Origin of the sequence: Brachybacterium sp. GU-2 (assembly GCF_030866705.2) — a bacterium.
Taxonomy (GTDB): Bacteria; Actinomycetota; Actinomycetes; order Actinomycetales; family Dermabacteraceae; genus Brachybacterium; species Brachybacterium conglomeratum.
The window spans coordinates 926,501-951,628 of the sequence record NZ_CP133037.2; the positions used below are offsets into that span (position 1 = coordinate 926,501).

At 73.0% G+C, this 25,128-nt stretch carries 22 protein-coding genes and 1 pseudogene; 11 read left to right on the forward strand and 12 right to left on the reverse strand.

Going from position 1 to position 25,128, the window contains the following annotated elements; all coding sequences use genetic code 11:
* The first annotated feature begins 3 nt into the window (after window positions 1–3).
* From RBL05_RS04330 to RBL05_RS04340, 3 genes are read left to right on the forward strand one after another with little or no spacing between them, the layout of a single operon-like run.
* Complete coding sequence (locus RBL05_RS04330) at window positions 4–597, forward strand: SDR family NAD(P)-dependent oxidoreductase (protein WP_308740528.1); 594 nt, start codon at window positions 4–6, stop codon at window positions 595–597.
* Between the two features lie 30 nt (window positions 598–627).
* Window positions 628–852 carry a hypothetical protein gene (locus RBL05_RS04335; protein WP_308740527.1) on the forward strand — a complete coding sequence of 75 codons (225 nt, stop codon included), beginning with the start codon at window positions 628–630 and terminating at the stop codon, window positions 850–852.
* The gene (locus RBL05_RS04340; protein WP_318604119.1) at window positions 849–2,156 is read left to right on the forward strand and encodes an AMP-binding protein; all 1,308 of its coding nucleotides are present in this window, start codon (window positions 849–851) and stop codon (window positions 2,154–2,156) included. Before RBL05_RS04335 ends, RBL05_RS04340 begins: the two co-directional genes overlap by 4 nt.
* Here RBL05_RS04340 and RBL05_RS04345 read toward each other — a convergent pair.
* Complete coding sequence (locus RBL05_RS04345) at window positions 2,137–3,531, reverse strand: L-serine ammonia-lyase (protein WP_318604120.1); 1,395 nt, start codon at window positions 3,529–3,531, stop codon at window positions 2,137–2,139. The two genes, RBL05_RS04340 and RBL05_RS04345, sit on opposite strands and share 20 nt — an antisense overlap.
* Before the next feature lie 110 nt (window positions 3,532–3,641).
* Window positions 3,642–5,279: a DEAD/DEAH box helicase gene (locus RBL05_RS04350; RefSeq protein WP_308740525.1), complete on the reverse strand. Its 1,638-nt coding sequence runs from the start codon at window positions 5,277–5,279 to the stop codon at window positions 3,642–3,644.
* A 69-nt stretch (window positions 5,280–5,348) separates the two neighbouring features.
* Between RBL05_RS04350 and panD the strand changes: the two genes are divergently transcribed.
* The 4 genes from panD to RBL05_RS04370 all read left to right on the forward strand — a co-directional run bounded on the left by panD (window position 5,349) and on the right by RBL05_RS04370 (window position 11,481).
* Window positions 5,349–5,774, forward strand: a complete 426-nt coding sequence (panD, locus tag RBL05_RS04355) for an aspartate 1-decarboxylase (protein ID WP_308740524.1) — start codon at window positions 5,349–5,351, stop codon at window positions 5,772–5,774.
* Window positions 5,775–5,934: 160 nt separating this feature from the next.
* Window positions 5,935–6,861 carry an AEC family transporter gene (locus tag RBL05_RS04360; protein ID WP_318604121.1) on the forward strand — a complete coding sequence of 309 codons (927 nt, stop codon included), beginning with the start codon at window positions 5,935–5,937 and terminating at the stop codon, window positions 6,859–6,861.
* Window positions 6,862–7,112: 251 nt separating this feature from the next.
* Window positions 7,113–10,070, forward strand: a complete 2,958-nt coding sequence (gene leuS, locus RBL05_RS04365; RefSeq protein WP_318604122.1) for a leucine--tRNA ligase — start codon at window positions 7,113–7,115, stop codon at window positions 10,068–10,070.
* A gap of 205 nt (window positions 10,071–10,275) precedes the next feature.
* Window positions 10,276–11,481 carry a hypothetical protein gene (locus tag RBL05_RS04370; RefSeq protein ID WP_308740521.1) on the forward strand — a complete coding sequence of 402 codons (1,206 nt, stop codon included), beginning with the start codon at window positions 10,276–10,278 and terminating at the stop codon, window positions 11,479–11,481.
* Between the two features lie 66 nt (window positions 11,482–11,547).
* Here the strand turns inward: RBL05_RS04370 and clpB are convergent, their stop codons facing one another.
* Window positions 11,548–14,208 carry an ATP-dependent chaperone ClpB gene (gene clpB / locus RBL05_RS04375; RefSeq protein ID WP_308740520.1) on the reverse strand — a complete coding sequence of 887 codons (2,661 nt, stop codon included), beginning with the start codon at window positions 14,206–14,208 and terminating at the stop codon, window positions 11,548–11,550.
* Between the two features lie 287 nt (window positions 14,209–14,495).
* Here clpB and RBL05_RS04380 point away from each other — a divergent pair, with 287 nt between their 5' ends.
* A complete protein-coding gene (locus RBL05_RS04380) occupies window positions 14,496–15,686 on the forward strand; it encodes a PrsW family intramembrane metalloprotease (protein WP_308740519.1) in 1,191 nt (396 codons plus the stop codon).
* 18 nt (window positions 15,687–15,704) lie between these two features.
* Complete coding sequence (locus RBL05_RS04385; RefSeq protein ID WP_308740518.1) at window positions 15,705–15,893, forward strand: hypothetical protein; 189 nt, start codon at window positions 15,705–15,707, stop codon at window positions 15,891–15,893.
* An 89-nt stretch (window positions 15,894–15,982) separates the two neighbouring features.
* Here RBL05_RS04385 and RBL05_RS04390 read toward each other — a convergent pair whose 3' ends face one another.
* From RBL05_RS04390 to RBL05_RS04405, 4 genes are read right to left on the reverse strand one after another with little or no spacing between them, the layout of a single operon-like run.
* A complete protein-coding gene (locus tag RBL05_RS04390; RefSeq protein WP_308740517.1) occupies window positions 15,983–16,423 on the reverse strand; it encodes an RNA-binding S4 domain-containing protein in 441 nt (146 codons plus the stop codon).
* The gene (locus RBL05_RS04395) at window positions 16,420–17,964 is read right to left on the reverse strand and encodes an amidase (RefSeq protein ID WP_308740516.1); all 1,545 of its coding nucleotides are present in this window, start codon (window positions 17,962–17,964) and stop codon (window positions 16,420–16,422) included. The genes RBL05_RS04390 and RBL05_RS04395 overlap by 4 nt, the downstream gene beginning before the upstream one ends.
* A complete protein-coding gene (locus RBL05_RS04400; RefSeq protein ID WP_308740515.1) occupies window positions 17,961–18,470 on the reverse strand; it encodes a low molecular weight protein-tyrosine-phosphatase in 510 nt (169 codons plus the stop codon). Before RBL05_RS04400 ends, RBL05_RS04395 begins: the two co-directional genes overlap by 4 nt.
* Before the next feature lie 11 nt (window positions 18,471–18,481).
* Window positions 18,482–18,811, reverse strand: a complete 330-nt coding sequence (locus tag RBL05_RS04405) for a GNAT family N-acetyltransferase (RefSeq protein WP_308740514.1) — start codon at window positions 18,809–18,811, stop codon at window positions 18,482–18,484.
* Window positions 18,812–18,835: 24 nt separating this feature from the next.
* Between RBL05_RS04405 and RBL05_RS04410 the strand changes: the two genes are divergently transcribed.
* Window positions 18,836–19,201: a DUF952 domain-containing protein gene (locus RBL05_RS04410; protein WP_010551005.1), complete on the forward strand. Its 366-nt coding sequence runs from the start codon at window positions 18,836–18,838 to the stop codon at window positions 19,199–19,201.
* 91 nt (window positions 19,202–19,292) lie between these two features.
* Window positions 19,293–19,928 (forward strand): L-threonylcarbamoyladenylate synthase, encoded by a 636-nt coding sequence (locus tag RBL05_RS04415; RefSeq protein WP_308740513.1) that lies wholly within the window; start codon window positions 19,293–19,295, stop codon window positions 19,926–19,928.
* Between the two features lie 40 nt (window positions 19,929–19,968).
* Here RBL05_RS04415 and RBL05_RS04420 read toward each other — a convergent pair whose 3' ends face one another.
* The 5 genes and pseudogenes from RBL05_RS04420 to RBL05_RS04440 form a co-directional block, all read right to left on the reverse strand.
* Window positions 19,969–21,279, reverse strand: coding sequence for an MFS transporter (locus RBL05_RS04420; protein ID WP_308740512.1), 1,311 nt, complete (start codon window positions 21,277–21,279; stop codon window positions 19,969–19,971).
* 154 nt (window positions 21,280–21,433) lie between these two features.
* Window positions 21,434–21,673: a hypothetical protein gene (locus RBL05_RS04425; protein ID WP_308740511.1), complete on the reverse strand. Its 240-nt coding sequence runs from the start codon at window positions 21,671–21,673 to the stop codon at window positions 21,434–21,436.
* Window positions 21,674–21,761: 88 nt separating this feature from the next.
* A complete protein-coding gene (locus RBL05_RS04430) occupies window positions 21,762–22,505 on the reverse strand; it encodes a gamma-glutamyl-gamma-aminobutyrate hydrolase family protein (RefSeq protein WP_308740510.1) in 744 nt (247 codons plus the stop codon).
* Between the two features lie 114 nt (window positions 22,506–22,619).
* On the reverse strand, window positions 22,620–23,762 hold the full coding sequence (locus tag RBL05_RS04435) for a glycosyltransferase family 4 protein (RefSeq protein ID WP_308740509.1): 1,143 nt from the start codon (window positions 23,760–23,762) through the stop codon (window positions 22,620–22,622).
* A gap of 154 nt (window positions 23,763–23,916) precedes the next feature.
* Window positions 23,917–25,127: pseudogene (locus RBL05_RS04440) on the reverse strand (cobalamin-independent methionine synthase II family protein).
* Window position 25,128 lies beyond the last annotated feature (1 nt).

Here is a 25,128-nt window from a genome sequence, read left to right on the forward strand (position 1 = left end):
ACGATGATCCTGGTGACCGGGGCGAGCGGCGGCGTCGGCACCGCGCTGTGCCTGGAGCTGGCCGCGCGCGGCGAGGACCTCGCGCTCACGGCCCGGGATCGGGGCAGGCTCGAGGCGCTGGCCGAGCGGGTGCGCGCGGCGGGCGGCACCGCCACGGTGCACCCCTGCGATCTGCGGGACCAGGAGGCGGTCGCGGAGCTCGCCGCGGAGGTGCTCGCGCTGCACGGGGCGCCCTCCGCGGTCGTCTCCCTCGCGGGCCACTCGCTGCGCCGCTCCCTCGCCGACACGATCGGGCGCCCGCACGACCTCGTCCGTCTCACGGGCACGAACATGCTCGGCCCGGCCGCGCTGCTGCTGGCCCTGCTCGCGCCGATGAGCCGCGCCGGCGGGGGACTCCTCCTCGTGGCCACCAGCGCCTCCGCCCGGATCCCGACCCCGGGCTGGGCCGCCTACGGCGCCTCGAAGGCGGGGCTGGACGCCTGGCTGCGGGCGATCCGGCCCGAGGCGGAGCAGGCCGGGGTGCGGATCACCGTGGTCGAGCTGCCGCTGGTGGCGACCGCGATGGCCGCCCCGACCTACGGCGACCGGCCCCGTTGAGCGCTCGCGCCCGCGCAGGCCGCCGCCCGGGTGCTGCGGGGGCTGGACCGCGCCCCGGCGCTGGTCTCCCCGCCCTGGGCACGGCTCGCCGCGGTGCTCTCGCAGGCCGCACCCGCCCTCGCGGCCCGTGGTGCGGGCGCCGGGGCGGAGGTCGCACGGAGGCTCGCCGCCCGCGGCTCCGCGCCGTGCGGCCGCGAGGCACAGGGCCGGGGCTCCGGCGGGCAGGGCCGCGCCGACCAGGAGCGACGGCGATGAGGCACCGGACGCCGGCCGGGCTCCGGGGCAGCGGGAGGGCGGCCCGGGCCCGCGCTTCCCGCCCCCGCGCTCCCCTGGCCCTGCCCGCCCTGGACGTCGGCGCCGCGCTGCGCGCGCGGCTCGGGGCGAGGCCCCGCGCCGTGGTGCTCATGGATTATCACGGCCCGCTCACCGGAGGGGAGCTGCTGGACCTCGTGCGTCTGCAGCGCAGCGGAACCGCCACGGCGGACCGCGCCGGCCTCCCGGCCCTTCCGGCCGAGGCCCCGCTGCGCCAGGTGCTCGCCGCGGTGCTCGCCGGCCCCGACGTGCTGGAGCTGCGCTCGAGCGGCTCCACCGGTGCTCCCCGGCCGCAGCGACGCGGCCCCCTCTCCCCCGCGCAGCTGCTCTCCCTGGCGGACCTCGCCCGTCGGATCGGGCTGCGGCCGGGCCGGGTCACGGCCTGCGCCGCGCCGGGGGTGCACGGCCACGGACTGGTCGCGACGCTGGGCGCCCTCACCCTCGGCGCCCCGCTCGTTGACCTCACGCATCTGCCCGCCGCGGAGCGCATCGCCCTGCTGCACCGCACCTCGCCCGCGCTGCTCACCGGGGTGCCGGTGCACCTCGCGGACCTGCTGCGCGCGGACCGGGAGCTCGGCGGCGGGCGTCCGCTCGCGATCGACCGCGTCGTCGCGGGCTCCGACGTGCTCTCCCCCGTGCTGCGCGCGGACCTCGCGCGCCACTTCCGGGCCCGGGTCCACGACGTCTACGGCACCACCGAGACCGGCTCGCTGTGCGTGGACGGTCGCCCTCTGCACGGCGTGCACCTGCGGGAACTCGACGGGCTGCTGTGCGCCCGCACCCCGTTCACGGGCGGTCGGGAGCTGGTCACCGATCGCGGGGAGATCACGGCCGATGGGAGGGTGCGTGTGCTGGGCCGGGCGGACGGCTCGGTCTCCTCCGGCGGGATGCTCCACGACCCCGCCGCGACGGTGCGCGTGCTGCGCTCCGCTCCCGGCGTCGCCTCGGCGCGGCTGCAGGTGGTGCCCGATGCACGCTTCGGCGTGCGGACCCTCGCCGAGGTGGTCCTCGCCCCGGTCGCGACCGACGCGGTGCCGCCGAGCGCCGGGGAGCTCCGGAGCCTGGTGCGGGACCGGCTGGGCGCCGCGGCGGTGCCCCGCGAGGTGCGGTTCCTGCCGCCGGGCGCGGCGAGCGCGGCGCCGTCGGGACCCGACGGCGAGGGGTCCGCTCCGTCGGGAGAGGGTCCCTCGGGACCCTGGGGCCTCGGTGGTCCGATGGACGGTCCGCTCAGCAGTCCGGGACGCTGACCGGCACCGCGGTGACCGCGAGCCCGCCCATGGCGGTCTCCTTGTACCGCTCGGACATGTCCTTGCCCGTCAGCCGCATCGTCTCGATGACGGTGTCGAGGGAGACGAAGTGCTCGCCGGTGCCGCGCAGCGCGAAGCGCGCCGCGGTGATCGCCTTGACCGCCGCCATCGCATTGCGCTCGATGCAGGGCACCTGCACCAGACCGCCGACGGGGTCGCAGGTCAGGCCCAGGTTGTGCTCCATCGCGATCTCGGCGGCGTTCTCGACCTGGGCGGGCTTGCCGCCCATCACCTCGCACAGCGCCGCGGCCGCCATCGAGCAGGCCGAGCCCACTTCGCCCTGGCAGCCCACCTCGGCGCCGGAGATCGAGGCGTGCTCCTTGTAGAGCGAGCCGATCGCCCCGGCGGTCAGCAGGAAGCGCACCGCGATCTCGTCGGGGTCCACGCCCTCGATGTAGTTGGTCGCGAAGAAGAGCACGGCCGGGATGATCCCGGCGGCCCCGTTGGTCGGCGCGGTGACGACGCGGCCGCCGGCGGCGTTCTCCTCGTTCACGGCGAGCGCGGCGAGGGAGACCCATTCGAAGGAGTTCATGGGCAGGCGCGCGGGGTCCTCGGCGGAGAGCGAGTCGTACCAGGAGGCGGCGCGGCGCTTGACCTCGAGCCCGCCGGGGAGGGTGCCCGGGGTGCGGATGCCGCGCTGGATGCAGTCGTCCATGGTGCGCCAGATCCTCAGCAGGCCCTCGCGGATCTCCTCGTCGTCCCGCCACTGCCTCTCGCGCAGCAGCATCGCGTCGGAGATCGAGATCCCCCGGTCCTCGCACACCCGCAGCAGCTCGGCCCCGGTGGTGAAGATGGTGCGGCCCTCGTCCTCCGCGGCGACCTCCGCGATCGAGCGGTCCATGTCCGCTTCGTCGACGACGAAGCCTCCGCCGACGGAGAACATCGGTCGGCGCACGAGCTCGGCGCCGCCCGCGTCCTGGGCGATGAAGGTCATCCCGTTGGAGTGCTGGGGCAGGAAGGTCAGCGGGTGCAGCACGATCGAGGAGGGTCGCAGCGACACCTCGTGCCGGCCGTCGAGCAGCAGCCCGCCCTCGGCCTCGATCCGCTCGACGCGCGCCCTGCCCGCGACCGGGTCCACGGTCTCCGGATCCGAGCCCTCCAGGCCCATCACGATCGCGGAGAGGGTGCCGTGCCCCTCGCCGGTCGCGGCGAGCGAGCCGTACAGGTGGACCTCCACCTCGGCGACCTGGGGACCCGTCTCCGGGTCCGAGAGCACCTCGTGCGCGAACTGCGCCGCCGCCCGCATGGGTCCCACCGTGTGGGAGCTCGACGGGCCGATGCCGATCTTGAACATGTCGAACGTGCTGATGCTCACCGCAGTCCTCCTCGACGTCCTCGTCGTGTCGATCGTGCCCGCCGCGCGTGCGGGCGGGCACTGCGCGCCGTGACCGGGGGTGCTCCCCCCGACGCGTCACGGCACGACGATCATCGTCCCCCGTGCCGTCGCGGGCCGCGGCTCGGCGCGCCGGAGCGGCCGCGGCCACCCGCGCGTCCGGTGCCCCGGCCCTGGCCGGAGTCCTGGCCGCGCCCCGTGCCGCCGGAGTCCCTGCCGCCGCGGCCGGTGCCGCCGGAGCCCTTGCCGCCGGAGCCCTTTCCGGCCGCGGAGCCCTTGCCCGCACCGCGCCCGCCGCCGCGAGCCCCCTTCGCACCGCCTCGTCCGGCGCCCGCGCTCTTGCCCCGGCCGGGAGCGCCGCCGCGCCGCGGTCCCCCGCGGCGCTCCTGCGGCTCCTCCTCCCAGGAGGCGCGGCGCTCCTCGTTCGTGCGTCGCGCCTCGGCCTTGCGCTCGTCGGCGCCGCGGGAGCGGGAGAGGTCGAGCTTGCGGGGCGCGCCCTTGTACTTCACGCGGGCGGGGTCCTCGACGGGCTCCCCGGCCGGGGTGCGGCCGCCCAGCTCCTCGAGCACGGGGTGCTCGGCGTCCTCGACGTCCTCCGCCCAGCGCGGCTCGACCTCCGCCTCGCCCAGGATCCGACGGGCCTGCCGGGTCTGATGGGGCAGGGCGAGGGTGACCACGCTGCCGGCGGCGCCGGCGCGAGCGGTGCGGCCGGAGCGGTGGACGTACTCCTTGACGTCGTCCGAGGGGTCCACGTGCACCACCATCGTCACGTCGTCGATGTGGAGGCCGCGGGCGGCGACGTCGGTCGCGACCAGCACCGGGAAGGCGCCCTGGCGGAAGCCTGCGAGCACGTTCGTGCGCAGCCCCTGCTGCTTGTTGCCGTGCAGGGCCGCGGCGCCGATCCCCACCTCGACGAGCTCCTGGGCGACGCGCTCCGCGCCGAGCTGCGTGCGGGTGAACATCAGGGTACGTCCCTCGCGGGCGCCGAGCTGGGCGGTCACGGCGCGCTTCGCGGCCGGGGCGATCGCCAGGACGGTGTGGTCCATGGTCTTCACCGCCGCGGTGACCGGGGTGGTCTCGTGGCTGATCGGGTCGACGAGGAAGGTGTCGACGATGTCCTCGACCTGTCCGTCGAGCGTCGCGGAGAAGAGCATCTTCTGAGTGCCCATCGGGACGGCGGCGAGGATGTCGCGCACATCGGGCAGGAACCCGAGGTCGGACATGTGGTCGGCCTCGTCGATCACGGTCGACTCCACCAGGTCCAGCTGCAGCGCGCCGCGCTCGGCGAGGTCGATCAGGCGTCCCGGGGTCGCCACCACGATGCCGACGCCGCGGGCGACCGCTTCGGCCTGCTTCTCGATGTTCATGCCGCCGGAGACCAGCTGGGCGGAGATCCCGACCGCGCGGGCGAAGGGGTGGATCGTGTCGACGACCTGCACCGCGAGCTCGCGGGTGGGCACGAGCACCACGCCGAGCGGCCGACGGCGATGCACCTTGCGGCCGCGGAAGCGCGAGGTCATCGCGAGGGTGAAGGCGAGGGTCTTGCCGGAGCCTGTCTCCGCGCGGGCGAGCACGTCACGGCCCGCGAGGGCGTCGGGGAGGATCGCGGACTGGATCTCGAAGGCGCGCTCGAGCCCCTGCGAGGCGAGGACGCCGAGCAGCTCGTCGGGCAGCGCCATGTCCTCGAACCGCTCCGAGAGATGGGCGGAGCGGCGGCGAGCCTTGGGCATGGTGATCCTCCTGACGACGACGTGCACTCCCATCATCCAGCATCTCGCACTCATGGGATAATGCGAGCGATGTTGCGCACTCTCATGACCTCGAAGATCCACCGGGCCACGGTCACGCAGGCGGACCTGCACTACGTGGGCTCGGTGACGATCGACCCCGTCCTCACCGAGGCCGCGGGTCTCGTCGAGCACGAGCAGGTCACGATCGTGGACATCGCCAACGGCCACCGCCTGACCACCTACGTGATCGAGGGCGAGCGCGGCAGCGGCGTGATCGGCATCAACGGCGCGGCGGCGCACCTGGTCTCCCCCGGCGACCTCGTGATCATCATGGCCTACGGACAGCTGGACGCGGCCGAGATCGCCTCACACCACCCGCGCGTGGTCCACGTCGACGAGGACAACCGCATCGTCGCGATCGGCGAGGACGGCGCGCAGCCGGTCCCCGGCATGCCCGATCAGATCGACGGCCGCACCTCCCACGGCATCCGCTGACCCCTCGTCTCCGCGACGTCCGGCCGCAGGGTCCCGGAGGCGGGGCACGGGCCCGCGCCCCTCCCACCGGCCGGCGTCCGACCCGCGAACGCAGGAAGCCCCTTTCCGCCCCTCCCTATAGGATCGGTGCGGTGACCTCCTCCTCGCCCCGTCCTCCCCTGTGAGCGGCGTCCTCGCGGGCTTCTTCATCGTCTGGTCCATGATCGGCGTGGGCTGGGTGGTGGGACGCACCGGCGTGCTCGGCGCCCACGGCCGCTACGTCCTGAACCGCACCACCTTCTTCGTCGCCTCCCCCGCGCTGGTCCTGGTGGGGCTGCTCGGCTCCGATGTGCGCTCCGTGTTCTCCCTGCCGATGCTGGTGGCCGGGCTGTCCGGGCTCGGCACCGGCGCGCTGCTCATCGCCGGGGTGGCCCTGTTCACGAAGCGGCGCGGCGCGGATCTGGTGGTCACCGCGATCAGCGGCTCAGTCGTCAACGGCGCGAACATGGGCTTCCCGATCGCCGCCTACGTGCTCGGGGACATCTCCCACGCCCTGCCGGTGATCCTCTTCCAGCAGGCGGTCTACACGCCTCTCTACCTCTTCGTCCTGCACCGGGTCACGGAGAAGGACGCCCAGGGCGCGGCCGGGGTGCTGCGCAGCATCGTCGCGAACCCCGTCATCATCGCCTCGGCCATCGGGCTGGTGCTCGTACTGCTCGGGGTGAAGGTCCCGGGGGTGGTGCTCGAACCGGTCCAGTCCCTGGCCGACATGGCGATCCCGGCGATGCTGCTGGCCTACGGGCTGTCCCTGCACGGCTCGCGCCCGCTCGCGAAGGACGACGGATATCGCGGGCTGATCGCCGTCGCCTCCGGTGCGAAGCTCCTCGCCATGCCGCTGGTCGCGCTCGGGATCGGGCTGCTGCTGGGGATGCGGGGCGCCCATCTGTACGAGGTCGTCGTCATGGCGGCGCTGCCCACCGCGCAGAACGTGTACGTCGCCGCCGCCCGCTACCGCGCCTCGGAGAATCTCGCCCGCGACACGGTGCTCATCACCACGATCGGCACCGTGCTCGTGCTGCTGCTCATCTCCGCGGTGCTCGAGGTCTGACCGGGCGGGGCCCTCCGCAACGGGCGCGCTAGGATGGCCCGGTGACGGAACGGCTGCTGCTTATGCAGCCGCGTCGGACAAGGCCCGCGACCGTGTCGCGCTCCTGAGCGAGCGCCCGGCCACGACGAGGCACCGACGCGGCTCCCCTCGCCTGCGCGAGGGTTTTTTCATGTCACGTGACCATCACGCCACTTCCTGACCCACTGCCTGGCGGCCACGGCCGCACTGATCCTTCGGAGGACGATCCACCCATGAGCGAGGCACCCCACCGGTACACGGCCGCGATGGCGGACGAGATCGAGCTGCGCTGGCAGCAGCGCTGGGACGAGGAGGGGACCTTCCACGCCGACAACCCCGTCGGCGAGCTGCGCGGCACCGCCCCCTCGCTCGAGGAGGCCACCGCTGCCGCCACCTCCTCGTCCGAGAAGATGTACATCATGGACATGTTTCCCTACCCCTCGGGGTCGGGGCTGCACGTCGGCCACCCGCTGGGCTACATCGCGACCGACGTCGTCGCGCGCCACCAGCGCATGCTCGGCAAGAACGTGCTGTACACGATGGGCTACGACGCCTTCGGCCTGCCCGCCGAGCAGTACGCCGTCCAGACCGGCACCCATCCGCGCACCACCACCGAGGCGAACGTCGCGAACATGCGCCGCCAGCTGCACCGACTGGGCCTGTCCCATGACGCACGCCGCTCGCTGGCGACCACGGACCCCGAGTTCGTGAAGTGGACGCAGTGGATCTTCCTGCGCATCTTCGACTCCTGGTACGACCCGGACGCCCCGAACGCCGACGGCGTCACCGGGCGCGCCCGGCCGATCGCCGAGCTGCGCGAGGAGCTGCGCGCCGGCACGATCGATCCCTTCGCCCTCGCGGGCCGCCAGGGTCTGGAGATCCCCGCCTCCTGGCAGGGCCGCAGCGCCGCCGACGTCCCCGGCGCCTCCGACGCGGAGATCGCGCAGCTCGCCGACGGCTTCCGCCTGGCCTACATCTCCGAGACCCCCGTGAACTGGTGCCCCGGACTCGGCACGGTGCTGGCCAACGAGGAGGTCACTGCCGAGGGCCGCTCCGAGCGCGGCAACTTCCCCGTCTTCACCCGGCGCCTGCGCCAGTGGAACATGCGCATCACCGCCTACGGCGACCGCCTGATCGACGACCTGGACCGGGTGGATTGGCCCGAGTCGATCCGCTCCATGCAGCGCAACTGGATCGGCCGCAGCCACGGCGCCCAGATCAGCTTCCCCGTCACGGGCCTCGCGGGCCGCGAGGGTGCCGGCTTCGACGTGTTCACCACGCGCGCCGACACCCTGTTCGGTGCGACCTTCTGCGTCCTCTCCCCCGAGCACTCCCTGCTGACGGACGTCTCCGCCCTGCCGGAGGCGTGGCCCGAGGGCACGCACGAGGCCTGGACCGGCGGCGCCGCGAGCCCCCGCGAGGCCGTCGCCGCCTACCAGGCGCGCGCCGCCTCGCTGGACGAGGACGAGCGCACCGAGGAGGGCCGCGAGAAGACCGGCGTGTTCACCGGGCTGTTCGCGACCAACCCGATGGACGGCCGCGAGCTGCCCGTGTTCACCGCTGACTACGTGCTGATGGGGTACGGCACCGGCGCGATCATGGCCGTGCCCGCCGAGGACGAGCGCGACTTCGCGTTCGCGGACCGCTTCGAGCTGCCCGTGATCCGCACCGTCCGCCCGCCGGAGGACTTCACCGGCGGTGCCTGGACCGGCGAGGGCGAGAAGATCAACTCCGCCTCCGCGGACCTGGATCTGAACGGCCTGGACAAGGAGGAGGCGAAGGCGCGCGCCACCGCCTACGCCGAGGAGAAGGGCTTCGGCCGGGCCCGCACCACCTACCGTCTGCGGGACTGGCTGTTCTCCCGCCAGCGCTACTGGGGCGAGCCCTTCCCGATCGTCTACGACCCCGCGGATCCCGAAACCCCGATCGCGCTGCCGGAGTCGATGCTGCCGGTGGACCTGCCGGAGGTCGCGGACTTCTCCCCGAAGACCTTCGACCCGATGGACGCCGATACCGAGCCGCAGACCCCGCTCTCCCGCGCTGAGGACTGGGTCGAGGTGGAGCTGGACCTCGGCGAGGGGCCGAAGACCTACCTGCGCGAGACCAACACGATGCCGCAGTGGGCGGGCTCGTCCTGGTACCACCTGCGCTACATCGACCCCACCGAGGACGAGGTCCTGGTGCGGCCCGAGAACGAGAAGTACTGGCTGGGCGCCCGTGAGGAGGGCGGCGTCGGCGGCGTGGACCTCTATGTCGGCGGCGTGGAGCACGCGGTGCTGCACCTGCTGTACGCGCGGTTCTGGCACAAGGTGCTCTTCGACCGCGGCGACGTGACCAGCCAGGAGCCCTTCCACCGCCTGTTCAACCAGGGCTACATCCAGGCCTACGCCTTTACCGACTCCCGCGGCGTGCACGTGCCGGCCGAGGAGGTCGTCGCGGAGGCCGACGGCACCTTCACCTACCAGGGCGAGCCGGTCACCCAGGAGTACGGGAAGATGGGCAAGTCGCTGAAGAACGCGGTCGCGCCCGACGACATGTACGAGGAGTACGGCGCGGACACCCTGCGCGTGTACGAGATGTCGATGGGGCCGCTGGACCTCTCCCGCCCGTGGGAGACCCGCGCCGTGGTCGGCTCGCAGCGCTTCCTGCAGCGCCTGTGGCGCCTCGTGATCGACGAGGAGACCGGGAAGCTGACCGTCTCCGACGAGCCGGCCGACCTGCCCACGAAGCAGGCGGTGCACCGGACGATCGACGGCGTGCGCCGCGACATGGACCGGATGCAGTTCAACACTGCCATCGCGAAGCTCATCGAGCTGGTCAACCACCTCACCAAGCAGCTCACCTCGACCGGCTCCGTGCCGCGCGAGGCCGTGGAGCCGCTGGTGCTGATGGTCTCCCCGCTCGCCCCGCACCTGGCCGAGGAGCTGTGGGTGCGCCTGGGGCGCTCCGGCGGGGTCTCCCGCGTGGCGTACCCGGTCGCGGACCCGGAGCTGCTGAAGGCCGATCAGGTCACCTGCGTCGTCCAGGTCAAGGGCAAGGTCCGTCACCGGATCGAGGTCGACCCCGAGATCTCCGCCGAGGACCTCGAGGCCGCCGTCATGGCCGAGGACCGGGTCAAGGAGCTGCTCGAGGGGCAGACGGTGCGCAAAGTGATCGTCCGCGCCCCGAAGATCGTGAACATCGTGGTCTGAGACCGGGCGACCGACGGCCCCGTCGCTCCCTGGAGCGGCGGGGCCGACGCATGTCCGGCCGTGGTCGTGTCGGGCTCGGACTCGGATTCGGATTCGGGCTCGGATTCGGGCCGAGGGCCTGCGACCGTTCCTCCACATCCGGCCATCGTCCACATCGAGACCCGGCCCCCGGCGGCACGGACCGAGCGATCCCTAGCCTCGCGCCATGGACACCTTCTGCGGATGCGACACCGAGACCCTGGACGATCTGGCCGAGCGGGTGCGCGAGGGCGCGCTGCGCCTGATCCAGCTTATCGAGCTGCTGCGCGAGGCCGCCGAGTCGGTCGACTGGACCGGTCCGGACGCCGACGCCCACCGTCATCGCACCGCGACGATGGCCGAGCACGGCCTCGCCGCCGGCGCCGACCTGCGCGCGAAGGCGCTGGAGCTGAGACGCCATGCGTGGGAGCAGGAGCGGGCCTCGGAGCTCGACCCCGGAGTCGCGGTGCGGGCCGAGCTTCCCGGGGACAGGGGCGGCAAGGAGATCTTCGAGGAACCCGGCCGCTGGATCGGCGGCCCGATGGCGCCCGCGGACCCGCGCGATCCCGCCCCGGGCCTCCGCGGCCTGCCGACGCCGCCCGGCGGCTGGGGTCCGTGGATCGGGGGGCCGATGGCTCCGGCAGACCCGACTTCCCCGGTGCCATCGCTGCCGACCCCGCCCGGAGGCTGGGGTCCGTGGAGCGGCGGGCCCTTCATGCCGTCCCCTCCGCCGCCCGCAGTGTCGGGGCCGCTGCCCGAGGGTGAGCAGTTCGCGCTGGATCCCGGGATCGTCGCCGAGGCGCGCGGGGACCGCGAGCTCGCCCTCGGCTCCGTCCCGGTCGCCGGTCACATCCAGACCGCGCTCGGGCTGCACGAGGAGCTCGGGCACCTCAAAGATCGCCTCGACGAGGCGGCCGACGGCACCGTCTTCGAGGCCCTGGCCCGCGTCGCGCGAGTTCCCCACACCGTGACCGAACCGGTGCTGGGCGAGGGCTCCACCGCCGGCCAGCTGGCGGGAGTCCTCGATCGGAGCTGGGCGAACGTCCTCCAGACCGGTTCCGAGGTGACCGCCGCCGTCGGCGAGGGCGACCTCGCAGCGGCCGCGCGCGCCGGCGAGCGCGGGTTGTACCGCAGCGCAGAGAACTCCGCGGACCTGCTCACGATCACGCCGATCCCGGCCTATGCGGAGACGGGCGCGGATCTCCTCGGCGAGGGGGCCGACGCGGTCCGGGGGATCAGCCCGGAGGCGGCTGCCGCTCTGGAGAGCGCCGAGGCCACGGTCCGGGAGGACGTCGAGGGCCTCACGGACTTCCGCGAGACCCTCACCGACGGGGAGACCTGGTACGACGCACGACGTCGCTACGCGCCGATGCCCTGGGACCCTCAGGGCTGAGCCGTGCGGCCCAGTCCTGAGGGAGGGGCGGCGGGGTCTGTCCGGCGTGGCCGGCTGCAAGCCCGCTCAGTCGGACGGTCGCTCCTCGTCCGCCTCGTCCGCGGGGTGCTCCAGCTCCTCCGCAATGCCGAGCACGAGCCCGTCGCCGTCGGCCGCAGTGGTCACCGTGACCGTCTGGCCGTCCTGCACCTGACCGCGCAGGATGAGACGAGCGAGGCCGTCCCCGATCTCCTTCTGGACCAGGCGCTTGAGCGGCCGCGCCCCGTACATCGGGTCGAAGCCCTCCTCGGCGAGCCAGCGCGTGGCCGACTCGTCGACCTGCAGCTCGATGCGCCGTTCGGCCAGACGCTCCGCGACCTCCTGGATCTGCAGGGTGACGATGCGGCCGAGCTGCTCGGGGGAGAGCGCGTCGAACAGCACGATGTCGTCGAGCCGGTTGAGGAACTCGGGCTTGAAGGAGGCACGCACCACCTGCATCACACGGTCGTGCTTCTCCTGCTCGGTCAGCGCCGGATCCTGCAGAGCATGGGCGCCGAGATTCGAGGTGAGGATCAGGATCGTGGAGCGGAAGTCCACGGTCCGGCCCTGTCCGTCGGTGAGCCGGCCGTCGTCGAGCACCTGCAGCAGCACGTCGAACACGTCCGGATGCGCCTTCTCGATCTCGTCCAGCAGCACCACCGAGTAGGGGCGTCGCCGCACCGCCTCGGTGAGCTGGCCGCCCTCGTCGTAGCCGACATAGCCCGGGGGCGCTCCGACCAGCCGTGCGACGGTGTGCTTCTCGGAGTACTCCGACATGTCGATGCGGATCATCGCCCGCTCGTCGTCGAAGAGGAACTCGGCCAGCGCCTTGGCCAGCTCGGTCTTGCCCACGCCCGTCGGGCCCAGGAACAGGAACGAGCCGGTGGGGCGGTTGGGGTCGGAGATCCCGGCCCGGGCCCGTCGCACCGCGTCGGAGACCTCGGAGACCGCACGCTCCTGCCCGATCAGCCGCTTGCCGATCAGCTGCTCCATCTGCAGCAGCTTCTCCGTCTCCCCCTGCATCAGACGCCCGGCGGGGATGCCCGTCCAGGCGGCGACCACCTCGGCGATGTCATCGGGGCCGACATGGTCGGCGACCATCGGCCGCTCGTCCTCGCCCTCTGCGCGGCCCTCCTGCTCCTCGGCCTCGCGCAGCTGCTGCTTGAGCGAGGGGATGTCGCCGTAGAGGATCTTCGAAGCCGCAGTGAGGTCGCCCTCGCGCTGCGCTCGGTCGGCCTGCATCCGCAGCTGCTCGAGCTGCGCCTTGAGATCGCCGACCAGGTTCAGCCCGGCCTTCTCGCGCTCCCAGCGGGCGGAGAGCTCCTGCATCGCCTCGGTGCGGTCGGCGAGCTGGGAGCGGACGGACTCCAGGCGGGCCAGCGAGCCCGGGTCGTCGCTCCCGGCGAGCGCGAGCTCCTCCATCTTCAGCCGGTCCACCTGGCGCCGCAGGATGTCCAGCTCCTCGGGGGAGGAGTCCAGCTCCATGCGCTGGCGCGAGGCGGCCTCGTCCACCAGGTCGATCGCCTTGTCCGGCAGCTGACGCCCCGCGATGAACCGGTCGGAGAGGGAGGCCGCGGCGACCAGTGCGGAGTCGGTGATGGTGACCTTGTGGTGCGCCTCGTACTTGTCCTTCAGACCGCGCAGGATCGTCACGGTGTCCTCGACGCTCGGCTCCCCCACCAGCACCTGCTGGAATCGGCGCTCGAGCGCGGGGTCCTTCTCGATGTTCTCGCGGTACTCGTCGAGCGTGGTCGCGCCGACCATGCGCAGCTCGCCGCGGGCGAGCATGGGCTTGAGCATGTTTCCGGCGTCCATCGAGCCGTCGCCGGAGCCGCCCGCGCCGACCACGGTGTGCAGCTCGTCGATGAAGGTGATGATCTGGCCGTTGCTGGTGCGGATCTCGTCCAGGACCGCCTTCATCCGCTCCTCGAACTCGCCGCGGTACTTGGAGCCGGCGACCATCGACGAGAGGTCCAGGGAGATCAGGCGCTTGCCGCGCAGGGAGTCGGGGACGTCGCCGGCGACGATGCGCTGGGCGAGACCCTCGACCACGGCGGTCTTGCCCACGCCGGGCTCGCCGATCAGGACGGGGTTGTTCTTCGTACGGCGGCTGAGCACCTGCACGACGCGGCGGATCTCGGCGTCGCGTCCGATCACCGGGTCCAGGCGTCCCTCGCGGGCCTGCTCGGTGAGGTCGATGCCGAACTTCTCGAGGCTCTGGAAGGTGCCCTCGGGGTTCTGGGAGTCCATCTGATTCATGCGGTCATCTCCTGAGGTCAGTGTGCGGACGGCATCGCGGAGAGCTCGTGGGGTGGCGCCGACGCTGCTGAGCAGCCTCGAAGCCGCGTCCTTGCCGAGTGCGATGCCGATCAGCAGATGCTCGGTGGACAGGTAGGTGCGGTGGGCGGCGTCGGCCTCCTGGCGCGCCGCCTCGAGGGCGTCGTAGCCGGTGCCGACGAAGGTGGGCGAGGACTCCGCGCCCTCGCCGGAGACGCGGGGCAGGGAGTCGATCGCCTGCTCCGCGCGGCGGATCACGTCCAGGGGATCGACGCCGACGGCCTCGAGCGCGGCGCGGGCGATCCCGTCGACCTGCCCGGCGAGCGCCCACAGCAGGTGCATCGAGGTGATCTGGGGGTTGCCGAGCTCGACGGCCTTCTCCGCTGCCGCGGTGACGGCCTCCTGCGAGCGAGTGGTGAACTGGAACTCCACGGTGCTCCTTCCGCTGTGCGAGCCCTTCCGGGCGGTGGTCTCGGGATGATCATCCCTGCTCGATGGGGTCAACGTCGACAGGGTTGAGTCTATTCCGCTCAACCTTGTCGATCTCGAGCTGTGCGGGCGACGGGTCCGTCCACAGGCGCTCCGGCCCCCCGGTGCGCGGCGAACCTCCCCTGTAGCATCGTCCCGGAGCCGCGCACCGTCCGTCCAGGGGAACCGACACCGACGGGGTCGTCGGCCCCGCCCGCACCCCCGCACCTCCTCCAGAGACCGAGGCCTCCATGTCCCAGTCCCCGTACCCGCCGCAGGGCGGCCAGTACATGCCGAACGGTCGCCCGCGGCCGGGAGCGACCCACTCCGCGCCCGGGGCCCCGTCCTTCCAGCAGCAGCCGCGGTACATCGACTACGGCAATCCCCGGGCCTACGACACCTCGGTGCGTCCGGCCTCTGGGCTCACCGCCGCGCGCTTCGCCCCTGCACAGATCCAGCGTCCCGACCAGGCTCAGCCGCAGTCGGCCTGGTCCACCCAGACCCGTCGGGTGCAGGAGGTCTCGCAGAACCCCACGCAGCTTCCCGCGGTGAGCATCCTGGTGTGGATCTCGGCGATCGTGCTCGGATTCGCCCTGCTGCTGGTGCTGGGCTACTTCTTCCTCGAGTTCGTGCTCACCGCGAGCTCGAGCCCGGTGTGGTGGCCGGTGACCGCATTCCTCGCCGGGATCTCGCTGCTGGTGATCGCGCTGGTGATGTTCCTGGCCGACAGGTGGGACCCGCAGCCCTTCCCGCTGCTGCTGATCGCGGTGTTCTGGGGCGCGGCGATCGCCGCCTTCGGCAGCTACTGGATCAACACCCTCAACAGCCTGTTGGTCTACACGGTCACCGGCAGTGAGGCGGCCGTGAGCTTCGCAGGCCCGGTGATCAGCGCGCCGCTGGTGGAGGAGACGACCAAGGGCGCGGGCCTGCTCGTGCTGATGCTGCTGGCGCGCCGCTACTTCAACGGGCCGCTGGACGGGCTGATCTACGGCTCCCTGATCGGCGGCGGCTTCGCCTTCACCGAGAACATCATCTACTACACCCGGATCCTCGAGGAAGCCGGCGGCGCCGGCGTGCTCATCCTGTTCATCATGCGCGGCGTGCTGAACATCTTCGGCCACGCCATCTACACCGCCTGCACCGGCGTCATCGTGGGCTTCGTGACCCGCAAGTGGGGCACGATCATGGGCTTCCTGGTGTTCATCCCCGCGCTGATCCCGGGCATGCTGCTGCACGCCGCCTGGAACTTCACCGCGGGCCTCGGCGGCGGGATGGCGATGACGGTCCTGATGTACGGCACCAAGATGGTCGTCTCCTTCATCTTCCTGCTGGTCATCATCGCGCTGATCTGGGACGAGTCCCGGCTGACCCGCGTGCGCCTGGGCGACTACGCGAACCAGGGCTGGCTGACCCATGAGGAGGTCGACATGCTCGCGACCTGAAAGGGGCGCCGCGAGGGCATGCGCTGGGCCGCCCAGATCGGCGCGAAGCCCGTGATGAAGAGGTTCATCCGCGAGAGCGCGGACCTCGCCTCGATCCGTCAGCGCCTCCTGGCCGACGGCGCGAACCCGAAGGTCGTCCAGATCGAGCGGAACCTGCTGCAGCGTCTGACCAGCAACCGCCAGGAGCTGCTCTCCCACGCCCGCTGAGCAGAGCCGACACGAACAGGGCACAGCCCTCGCGCACAGGCCCCGCCCCCCGGTCACCGGGGGGCGGGGCGTGTGCCGTGAAGGACAGGTCAGCGCTCGTCCTCGCTCCAGAGGTGCTGGTCGCGGCCTCGCAGGCGCTCGAACTGGCGCCGCTCGCGCTTCGTGGGCCGTCCGGTCCCCCGCTCGCGGCGGGGCGGCGCCGCGGCGAGCTGCGGGACCGGCTCCGGGCTGTGGTCCTCGTAGGCCTCACGTGCGATGGGGGCGCCGACGCGTTTGGGGAGGATCTTCGTGACGACCACGATCTTCTCCCGGCCCGGGGAGCGCACCCGCAGCTCGTCGCCGACGGAGATCCGCTGGGCGGCCTTGACCGGCTCGCCGTTGCGGCGCACATGGCCGCCACGGCAGGCGGCCGTCGCGGCCGAGCGCGTGGGCATCAGCCGGGCGCTCCACAGCCACACGTCCAGACGCACCGACGTCGGGCCCGACGACGCCCCGGTCCCGGAGGCCTGACCCGCTCCCCCGTCGCTCATGCGGACTGCAGCGTCCGCACGAGCGGCCACGGATCGTGCGCCTCGAGCTGGGCGGCGAGGGCGAGCAGGAGCGGCTCGTCGCCGGGCCGCGTGGCGCCGAGCTGGACGCCGAAGGGCAGCTCCACGCCGTCCACCGTCTCGCGATGCAGCGGCACCGAGAGCGCGGCGGTGCCGAGCATGTTCCAGGTGCTGGTCCACGGGGTGAAGGCGCACTGGGCGGCGAAGTCCTCGGCGCCGTCGTTGAGCTGGAGCGTCTCCGGGAACGCGGGCGGGGCCGCGAGGGACGGAGTGAGCACCACGTCGAAGGAGGCGAAGTCCTCAAGGGTGCCGCGGGCGAGGGCCTGCACGCCGCTGAACGCGGCGGCGAGGTCGACGCCCGTGTACGCCCTGCCCTGCTCGCGCAGCCAGCGGGTCAGCTCCAGCAGCTGCCCCTCCTGCGCGGGCTCGAGCGGGATGCTCGCCGCGCCGACGGTCCACAGCGGCATGAAGGCGGTCCACTGCTCCGGGGTGAACGGGGCGGGGATCTCCTGCGTGCTGTGCCCGAGGTCCTCCAGCAGGTGCACGGCCCGCTCGAGGCCGGCGAGCGCGGCCGGGTGCACCTCGGTGTCCGCGGCCAGCGGCTCGCGCAGCACGCCGATGCGCAGCCTCTGCGGCGCCGCGCCCTGCTCGAGCCGCGCGAGATAGCTCCCCTCGTGGGCGGGGGCCGGCATGAAGTCGCCGGGGCGGGGCCCGGCGATCAGGTCGAGGCCCGCCGCAAGATCGCGTACCTCACGGGCGAGGACCCCGTCGGTGACCAGCCCCATCCCCTCGCCGCCGTGCGGGCCGGGCGAGACGAGGCCGCGGGACGGCTTCAGCCCCGCGATCCCGCAGCAGGCGGCGGGGATCCGCACCGAGCCTCCGCCGTCGGAGCCGTGGGCGATCGGCACGATGCCGCTGGCGACCGCGGCGGCGGCGCCGCCGCTGGAGCCTCCGGCGGTGCGGCGCAGGTCCCAAGGGGTGCGGGCCGGCGCGCCGGTCGCGGGCTCGGTGTAGCAGGGCATCCCGAACTCGGGGGTCGTGGTCTTGCCGACGGTGAGGGTGCCGCCGTCGAGCAGACGCTGCGCGACCCCGTCGGTGCGCGTGGCGATGTTCCCGCGCAGCGCCGCGCTGCCGGCCTCGAAGGGGGCGCCGGCGAGCTGGGTGAGGTCCTTGATCGGCATCGGCACCCCGAGCAGGGGGTGGCTGCGGGAGAGCTCCTCGAGGGCGCCGTCGGTGCGGGCCGCTTCCAGGTGTTCCCCCGCCTCGCGGGCCTGGGCGAGGGTGAGCTCCTCGAGGACGTGGGCGAAGGCCCCGACCTCGGCGCCGACGGTGCGGGCGCGATCGAGCGCGGTCTCGGCGAGGGAGACGGGATCGAGCTCGCCGGAGCGCAGGGCCGCGGCGGTGGCGAGGGCGCCGAGCGGCGCATCCGTCGGCCCGGAGGCGCGCCGAGGCGCTCCCGCTCCCCCGTCGGCCCCCCGGGCCGCGCCTGACGGGTCGCCGGGCTGCGGGGTCGCGGCGGTCACCGCTTGACCCCGTCCTGGGCGCCCTGCTCGAGTCCGGCCCGCACGTGGTCGAGGATCCCGTCGACGGCCTCGGTGATCTGCTCCCAGGTGAGCTCGAAGTCGCTCTCGTCGCCGTACCAGGGATCGCGGATGCCGGTGTCCTCCACGGGCTCGGGGGCGAAGTCGCGGACCATGCGCAGCGTCTCCGCGGCCCGGTCGGCGCCGAGCACCGAACGGATCGGGTCGACGTGGTCGTGGTCCAGGGCGAGCACGAGATCCGCGCCCTTCAGCTCCTCGGGATCCATCCGTCGGGCCCGGTGGGCGGAGGGGTCGATCCCGTGCTCGCGCAGCAGCGCCCCGGCGCGCGGATCGATCGGGTTGCCGCTCTCCCAGCCGGTGGTGCCGGCGGAGGCGATCTCCACCTCCCCGGCGAGGCCCTCCGCCTCGACGGCCTCGCGCAGCGCGTACTCGGCCAGGGGCGAGCGGCAGATGTTGCCGGTGCAGACGGTGAGGATGCGGTAGGTCAACGTCACTCCTGTCAGGTGGTCGAAGGGGTCGTCCCGGGGTCCTCCAGCAGATCCGCGTACTCGGGATGACGCTCGATGAAGCCGCGGACGAACCAGCAGGTGGGGCGAACCTTCAACCCTCGGGCGCGGGTGTCCTCGAGGGCGAAGCGGACGATCGCCGTCCCGATCCCGCGCCCCGAGCGGTCCGGGGCGACGACGGTCGAGCGCAGGTCGCGCACCTCGTCCTCGTCCTCGAAGGCGAGGACGGCCACGACGGTCTCGCCCTCGAGGGCGGCGAAGCGGTCGCGATCGTCGTCGTGGACCAGGCGCACCGCGCCCTGGTCGGCGGAGGTCTCATCCATGCCGGTCACGGTACACTGCCGCTCATGCCCTCGCCCCTGATCTGGCACATCACCGAGTCGGCCGCCTGGGAGGCGGCGGTCCCGGAGGGCGTCTACACCCGCGCGACCCGCGGCAGGGACCTCGCCGAGGAGGGCTTCCTCCACGCCTCCTGGCCCGAGCAGGTCTCGAAGGTCGCCAAGCGCATCTACCCCGACCGCCCCTCGGACCTCGTGATCCTCGAGATCGATGTGGGCCGGGTCGAGGCGGCCGGCATCGCCGTGGACATCGAGGCCGACGTCGACGGGAAGGGCCGCGGCTACCCTCACATCATGGGGCCGCTCCCGGTCAGCGCGGTGGTGCGCCTGCGGCGCACCAAGTGGATCGGGCGGGAGTTCGTGGTCGTCGCCTGACCCGGCCCGTGCCCGCCCCGGCACCGGCCTCGACGCGCGCCCTGTCCGCGCGGGACCGCCCCGCCCGCTCCGTGCGGGCGTACCATCGGGCATGGCCAGATCACGTCGCTCCGCGAAGTATCTCGACATCCATCCGGAGGATCCGCAGCCCCGCCTGATCGCGCAGGCGGTCGCCGCGCTCGAGGAGGGCGGCCTGATCGCCTATCCGACGGACTCCTGCTACGCGCTGGGCTGCCGTCTCGGGGACGCGGACGGCCTCGAGCGGATCCGTCGCATCCGCCAGGTCGGCAAGGACCACCACTTCACGCTCGTCTGCGCGGACTTCGCCCAGCTGGGGCAGTACGTGCTGGTCTCCAACCCGACCTTCCGCCTGGTCAAGAACGCGACCCCGGGGCCGTACACCTTCATCCTCCCCGCGACCCGGGAGGTGCCGCGCAAGATGGCCCATCCCAAGAAGCACACCGTGGGGGTGCGGATCCCCGATCATCGGGTGGCCCATGCGCTGGTCGAGGCGCTCGGCGAGCCGATCCTGTCCTCGACGCTGCTGCTGCCCGGGCAGGAGGACCCGCCCTCGGAGGGTTGGGTGGTGCAGGACCTGCTGGGCGAGCAGGTCGACGTGATCATCGACTCCGGCGAGGTGGGGATCGACCCGACCACTGTCGTGGACCTCACCGGGTCCGAGCCCGTGATCGCCCGTGAGGGCGCGGGGGACGTCGACCGGATCTGAGCCGCGCGATCCTCGCCCCCTCCGTCCGATCCCGCGGTTCTCAGCCCTGCTGCGCGCTCCGGCGGGTGGAGAGGACCCCGGAGAACGCGAGGATCCCCAGCGCGTAGATCGGCACCAGCCACAGCGCGTAGCGCAGCGTCAGCGCGTCCGCGAGCGCGCCGACGAGCGGCGGGGTGAGGAAGAAGCCGAGCCGCGCGAACCAGCCCACCACCGTGATGCCGACGCCGGAGGGCACGCCCGGGAGGTTGTCGGCCGTGCGGAAGGCCGCCGGGAACAGGGTGGCGATCCCCCAGCCCGCCGCCGCGAAGCCGAGCAGCGCGGTCGCCGGGCTGGGCAGCACCAGGGCGATGCTCATCCCGACCAGGGCGATGAGGGCGCCGACGCGGGCGGTGACGCGGTCGCCGAGCCGGTCCACGATCGCGTCGCCGGTGAAGCGGCCGATCGTCTGGGCGCCCTGGAGGGCGACGAAGGCCATGCCGGCCAGGAACGGGGTCGCCTCGAAGGTGGAGCGCATGAACAGCGCGCCCCAGGTGTTGCCGGCGTCCTCGGTCGACCCCGCGAACACGAGCACCATGCCCAGCGCCGCCACGAGCCCCAGCGCGCGCAGGCCCATCCCCGCGATGCGCCGTCCCGCGGGCGCGACCGGCGGCACCTCGGCGGCGGAGGAGGCGGACGGACCCGCCGGGGAGTCGCTCGACGTCCCACCGGCACCGCCCGTCGCGGCGACGGGCGCGCGCTCGGTCGAGTCGTCGCCCGGCAGCAGGAACCGGTAGGAGCCCAGCACGAGCGCGCCGAAGACGATCAGGCCCGCCACGCCCTGCGCCCACAGCGGCAGTCCGACCTGCGCGGCGGCCGCGCCCAGCAGCCCGCCGAGGACCGCGCCGAGCGACCACCAGCCGTGGTAGCTGTTCATGATGGAGCGCCGGTAGCGGCGCTCGACCCGCATGCCGTGCGCGTTCATGGAGATGTCGGTGAGCGCGTCGGCGGCCTGGGCCAGCAGCAGCGCGGCCGTCAGCCACAGCCAGGAGCCGGAGACGTAGATCGCCAGGTGAGAGGTCGAGGCGAGCAGCTGGAAGGCCACGGAGGTGCGGGCCGAGCCGAAGCGGGACATCAGCCGGGCGGCGAACAGCCCCGCGAGCAGTCCGCCGAGCGGCCCCAGCCCGACCGCGAGGCCGAAGGCGGTGTTGCTCAGCCCGATCGACTCCACCAGCTCGGGATACCGCGGCAGGATCGCGCAGAATGAGGCGCCGTTGAGGAAGAAGATCAGCGAGACTGCCCGGCGCGCGAGCATCGCGTCACGCGGCACGGCGGGGCGGAGGGCGTCGTCGGCCGACGGTGAGTGAGCGTTCACGATGCACCATTGTCCGTCACGACGGGGGCTGCGTCACGCCGGGCCCTCGCAGGGGCTCTCCCGGGCGGTCGGGCCGGGCAGGAGCGTCCCGGACATGACCGTGCCCGGCCGCCGCGAGGGCTGCCGGGCACGGTGGAGGATGAGGAGCGAGTGCTCAGGTGAGGAAGCGCGGCACCAGGTCGAAGGTGACGAACAGCGCCACCAGGCACATGGCCAGGCCCGCGATGAAGGTCACGGCGGTGAACATCGCCATCACGTAGAGGCCGGCGACGAACAGGCCGAACAGCACGAGGAACAGCACCACCGACAGGACGACGTTGTTGCCCTTCGAGGTCATGTTCTCGTCCTGGTGCACCCGCGCGCGGCTCGTGTCCGCGACGTGCTCGTTGCTCATGCTGCCTTCTTTCCTGACTCTGCCGGTCCGCGACCGGTGGTGCGGCGTCCACGGCGCCCGTCATCAGGCGCGGGCGACCAGGACCATCCTAGACCAGTGCGCGGCTGCTCGCCGCCACGTCCCGGTGCCGGATCGCGGTGGACAGGCTCTCGAACACCGCAGCGCCGCTCTCGCCGTCGATCTCGGGATGCCACTGCACCCCGATCACGCCGCTGCCCGAGGCGGCCTCGACCGCGAGCGGGAGACCGCTCGCGTGCCGCGCGACGATGCGCAGGTCGCCGCGGACCTCGCGCACGCCCTGGTGGTGGAAGGCGGTGACCCGGGCCGAGGTGCCGAGGGCGAGGGCGAGGTCGCTGGCCGCGTCGATCTCGACGTCGACCGCAGTGGGGGCGAGCCCGGTGGTCGGGTGGGCGGGGACGTCCTCCGGCAGGTGGCGGTGCAGCCGGCCGCCCTCGGCGATCGTGATGATCTGCAGGCCGCGGCAGATCCCGAGCACGGGCACGCCGACGCGTCGGGCGGTGCGGTAGAGCGTGGTCTCGAAGGCGTCGCGGGCGGGGTCCGGGGTCATGTCGGTCCCGAGCGCGTCCTCGCCCCAGGCCGCGGGGTCGAGGTCGGTGCCGCCGGTGAGGACGAGGCCGTCGAGCTCGGCGAGCTCCTCCTCGGTCCAGGGGTCCTGCGGGGAGAGGATCACGGGCCGGGCGCCGGCCTCGCGCAGTGCGCGGACGTAGTGCTCGTTGACGACGACGGCGTCGTGACCCTCCCAGGCGCCGGACATCATGGTGCGGGTCCCCGCGGTCACGCCGATGAGCGGGCGACGAGTGCGCTGCGCCATGATGTTGTCCTTTCCGCAGTGGAGCCGGGTCACGTGCCGCCGATCGGCGACAGGACTCAGTCCACCCCGCAGCAGCCCCTCCCCGCGAGCTGTGTGGCGGAATGTGACGGCGGCTCAGCGAGCGGGCACTTGGGCGTGCTCCTCGATCGCCCGGCGGTAGTAGCCGCGCAGCTGCTCGCTGAGCACCGGCCAGGTGCGTTTGCGCACGGACTCCAGCGCCGCCGTGCCGAAGGCCTCGCGCTTAGCGTCGTCGAAGAGCAGGTCCGCGGCGCGGTCGCGGAGCTCGTCGAGCATCCCCGGGGTGTACAGCCAGCCGGTGCGGCTCGGGGTGACCAGATCCACCGGTCCTCCCCGGCGCGGTGCGATGACGGGCAGTCCGGAGGCCATGGCCTCCTGGATCGTCTGCCCGAAGGTCTCGAGCTCGCCGGGGTGGACGAAGAGGTCGGCGCTGGCGAGGTGCGCGGCGAGGTCCGTGCCGGAGCGGAAGCCGGCGAAGCGCGCCCGGGGCATGTCGCGACGCAGGGCGTCCCGCTCGGGGCCGTCGCCGACGATCAGCAGGCGCACCCCGGGCATGTCGTGCAGCACGCGCAGATCGGCGACCTGCTTCTCGGGGGCGAGCCGGCCCACGTAGACCACGAGCTTCTCCTCCGGCTCGGCGTAGCGGGCCCGCAGCCTCGCACTGCGCAGCGAGCGGGAGAACAGCGAGGTGTCCACGCCGCGTCGCCACAGGTGGACCCGCTCGATGCCGTGCTCGAGCATCTGGTCGCGGGTCGCGGTGGAGGGGGCGAGGTTGAGGGTGGCGCGGTTGTGCACGTCGCGCAGCAGCTGCCAGGAGGCGTTCTCGAGGAAGGGCATGCCGTAGCGGGCCGTGTAGCCGGGGATGTCGGTCTGGTACACGGCGACCGTCGGCACCCCGGCCTTCTGCGCCGCGACCACGGCGCGGCCGCCGAGGATCATCGGCGAGGCGAGGTGGATGACATCGGGCGCGAACTCGTCGATGCGACGGCGCAGGGTGGCGGCGCTGGCGGTGGCGATGCGCACCTCGGTGTAGCCCGGCATGGGGGCGGAGGCGATGCGGCGCACCCGGACCCTGCGTCCGCAGGAGGTGCGCATGTGCTTGTCGGCCCCGGGCCACTTCGGGGCGATGATCCCGAGATCATCGCCCGAGGCGGCGAAGTGGTCGACGACGCGGAGCACCGAGTTGGTGACCCCGTTCATGTGCGGCAGGAACGATTCGGCGACGACGAGGATCCTCACGCCCCCGATGCTCCGCCGCCCAGGTCTCCGCGGCCCCACCGGGGCGTGACGTGTCGTCGACCAGGCGGTGAACTCTCGCCCCGCCCGCGAGCCCGGGCGCGGGGTCCCGACCGCCTCCGATCAGGACCCCGTGGGGCTCAGCGGCGCGCCGGGTTCACAGCCGGGAGGAGGCGAGGGCCGCGCCCTCCACGAGCGAGGCGAGCTTCGCCCAGGCGATCTGCGGGTGGATGCGCCCGCCGAGCCCGCAGTCGGTCGAGCCGATCACGCGCTCGGGGCCGACGATCCGCGCGAAGCGCTCCAGTCGCTGGGCGACCAGCTCGGGGTGCTCGACGACGTTGGTGGCGTGGGAGACGATGCCGGGGACGATCACCTTGTCCTCCGGCAGCTCGAGGTCCTGCCACACGGTCCACTCGTGCTCGTGGCGCACGTTGGCGGCCTCGAAGGAGTAGTACTTCGCGTCGATCTCGAGCAGCAGCGGCGCGATGTGGCGGAACTCGATGTCGGTGGTGTGCGGGCCGTGCCAGGAGCCCCAGCACAGGTGGAAGCGGGTCTGCTCGGTCGGTACGTTGACCAGCGCCCGGTTGACGGCGTCGACGCGCTTGCGGGTGAACTCGAGGTAGTCGGCGACGGAGGGCTCGGGGTTGATCTGGTCCCAGTTCTCGGCAATCGACGGGTCGTCGATCTGCACGGTCAGGCCCGCGGCGGCGATCGCCTCGTACTCGGGCGCATCACCTCGACCCAGGCGTCGAGGAAGGCGTCCTCGTCGCCGTAGTGGTCGTCGGTGATGCGGGAGCCGGAGCCCGGGGACAGCGCGGCGAGGTAGCCGTTCGCGTAGCCGGCGGAGTCGACCGCGGCGCGGAAGTTCGCCACGTCCTGCGCGACCAGCTCGCGACCGGTGTCGGAGTAGGCGATCGCGGAGGTCGCGGCGGGAAAGGTGGGCTGGGAGCCGACGGTGATGCCCGAGGTCGGGTCCTGGTACGCCTCCGCGAAGAGCGTCCAGTCCCGGCGATCGGGGAAGGTGGTCAGGCGCACGTTCCCGGGGGTGGAGCGCACCGGCTCGGAGGAGAAGTAGTCGCTGCCTGTGATCTCCAGGCCGCTGACCCGGTCGAAGATGTAGGACCACCAGGAGCCGTAGTTCACGGCCGAGCCCATCAGGTGCCCGTACTCGCCGTCGTTGGGGATCGAGATCCCGATCTCGCGCTGCTTCGCGACGACGTCGACGACGGCCTGGCGCAGCACCTCGCGGAACTCGTCGGTGGGGGCGGGGGTCAGCCCGTCCTCGCCGACGGGGCGGGCGGCGTTGGCGGCGATGAGCTCCGGGGTGCGAGGCAGGGAGCCGGCGTGGGTGGTGAGGATCTCGGTCATG

Excerpts from the sequence above, each read along its gene's own strand:
- RBL05_RS04330 (WP_308740528.1), top strand. The coding sequence starts at position 4 with ATGATCCTGGTGACCGGGGCGAGCGGCGGCGTCGGCACCGCGCTGTGC.
- RBL05_RS04340 (WP_318604119.1), top strand. The coding sequence starts at position 849 with ATGAGGCACCGGACGCCGGCCGGGCTCCGGGGCAGCGGGAGGGCGGCC.
- RBL05_RS04350 (WP_308740525.1), bottom strand. The coding sequence starts at position 5,279 with ATGCCCAAGGCTCGCCGCCGCTCCGCCCATCTCTCGGAGCGGTTCGAG.
- panD (WP_308740524.1), top strand. The coding sequence starts at position 5,349 with ATGTTGCGCACTCTCATGACCTCGAAGATCCACCGGGCCACGGTCACG.
- leuS (WP_318604122.1), top strand. The coding sequence starts at position 7,113 with ATGAGCGAGGCACCCCACCGGTACACGGCCGCGATGGCGGACGAGATC.
- RBL05_RS04370 (WP_308740521.1), top strand. The coding sequence starts at position 10,276 with ATGGACACCTTCTGCGGATGCGACACCGAGACCCTGGACGATCTGGCC.
- RBL05_RS04380 (WP_308740519.1), top strand. The coding sequence starts at position 14,496 with ATGTCCCAGTCCCCGTACCCGCCGCAGGGCGGCCAGTACATGCCGAAC.
- RBL05_RS04385 (WP_308740518.1), top strand. The coding sequence starts at position 15,705 with ATGCGCTGGGCCGCCCAGATCGGCGCGAAGCCCGTGATGAAGAGGTTC.
- RBL05_RS04390 (WP_308740517.1), bottom strand. The coding sequence starts at position 16,423 with ATGAGCGACGGGGGAGCGGGTCAGGCCTCCGGGACCGGGGCGTCGTCG.
- RBL05_RS04405 (WP_308740514.1), bottom strand. The coding sequence starts at position 18,811 with ATGGATGAGACCTCCGCCGACCAGGGCGCGGTGCGCCTGGTCCACGAC.
- RBL05_RS04410 (WP_010551005.1), top strand. The coding sequence starts at position 18,836 with ATGCCCTCGCCCCTGATCTGGCACATCACCGAGTCGGCCGCCTGGGAG.
- RBL05_RS04415 (WP_308740513.1), top strand. The coding sequence starts at position 19,293 with ATGGCCAGATCACGTCGCTCCGCGAAGTATCTCGACATCCATCCGGAG.
- RBL05_RS04425 (WP_308740511.1), bottom strand. The coding sequence starts at position 21,673 with ATGAGCAACGAGCACGTCGCGGACACGAGCCGCGCGCGGGTGCACCAG.
- RBL05_RS04430 (WP_308740510.1), bottom strand. The coding sequence starts at position 22,505 with ATGGCGCAGCGCACTCGTCGCCCGCTCATCGGCGTGACCGCGGGGACC.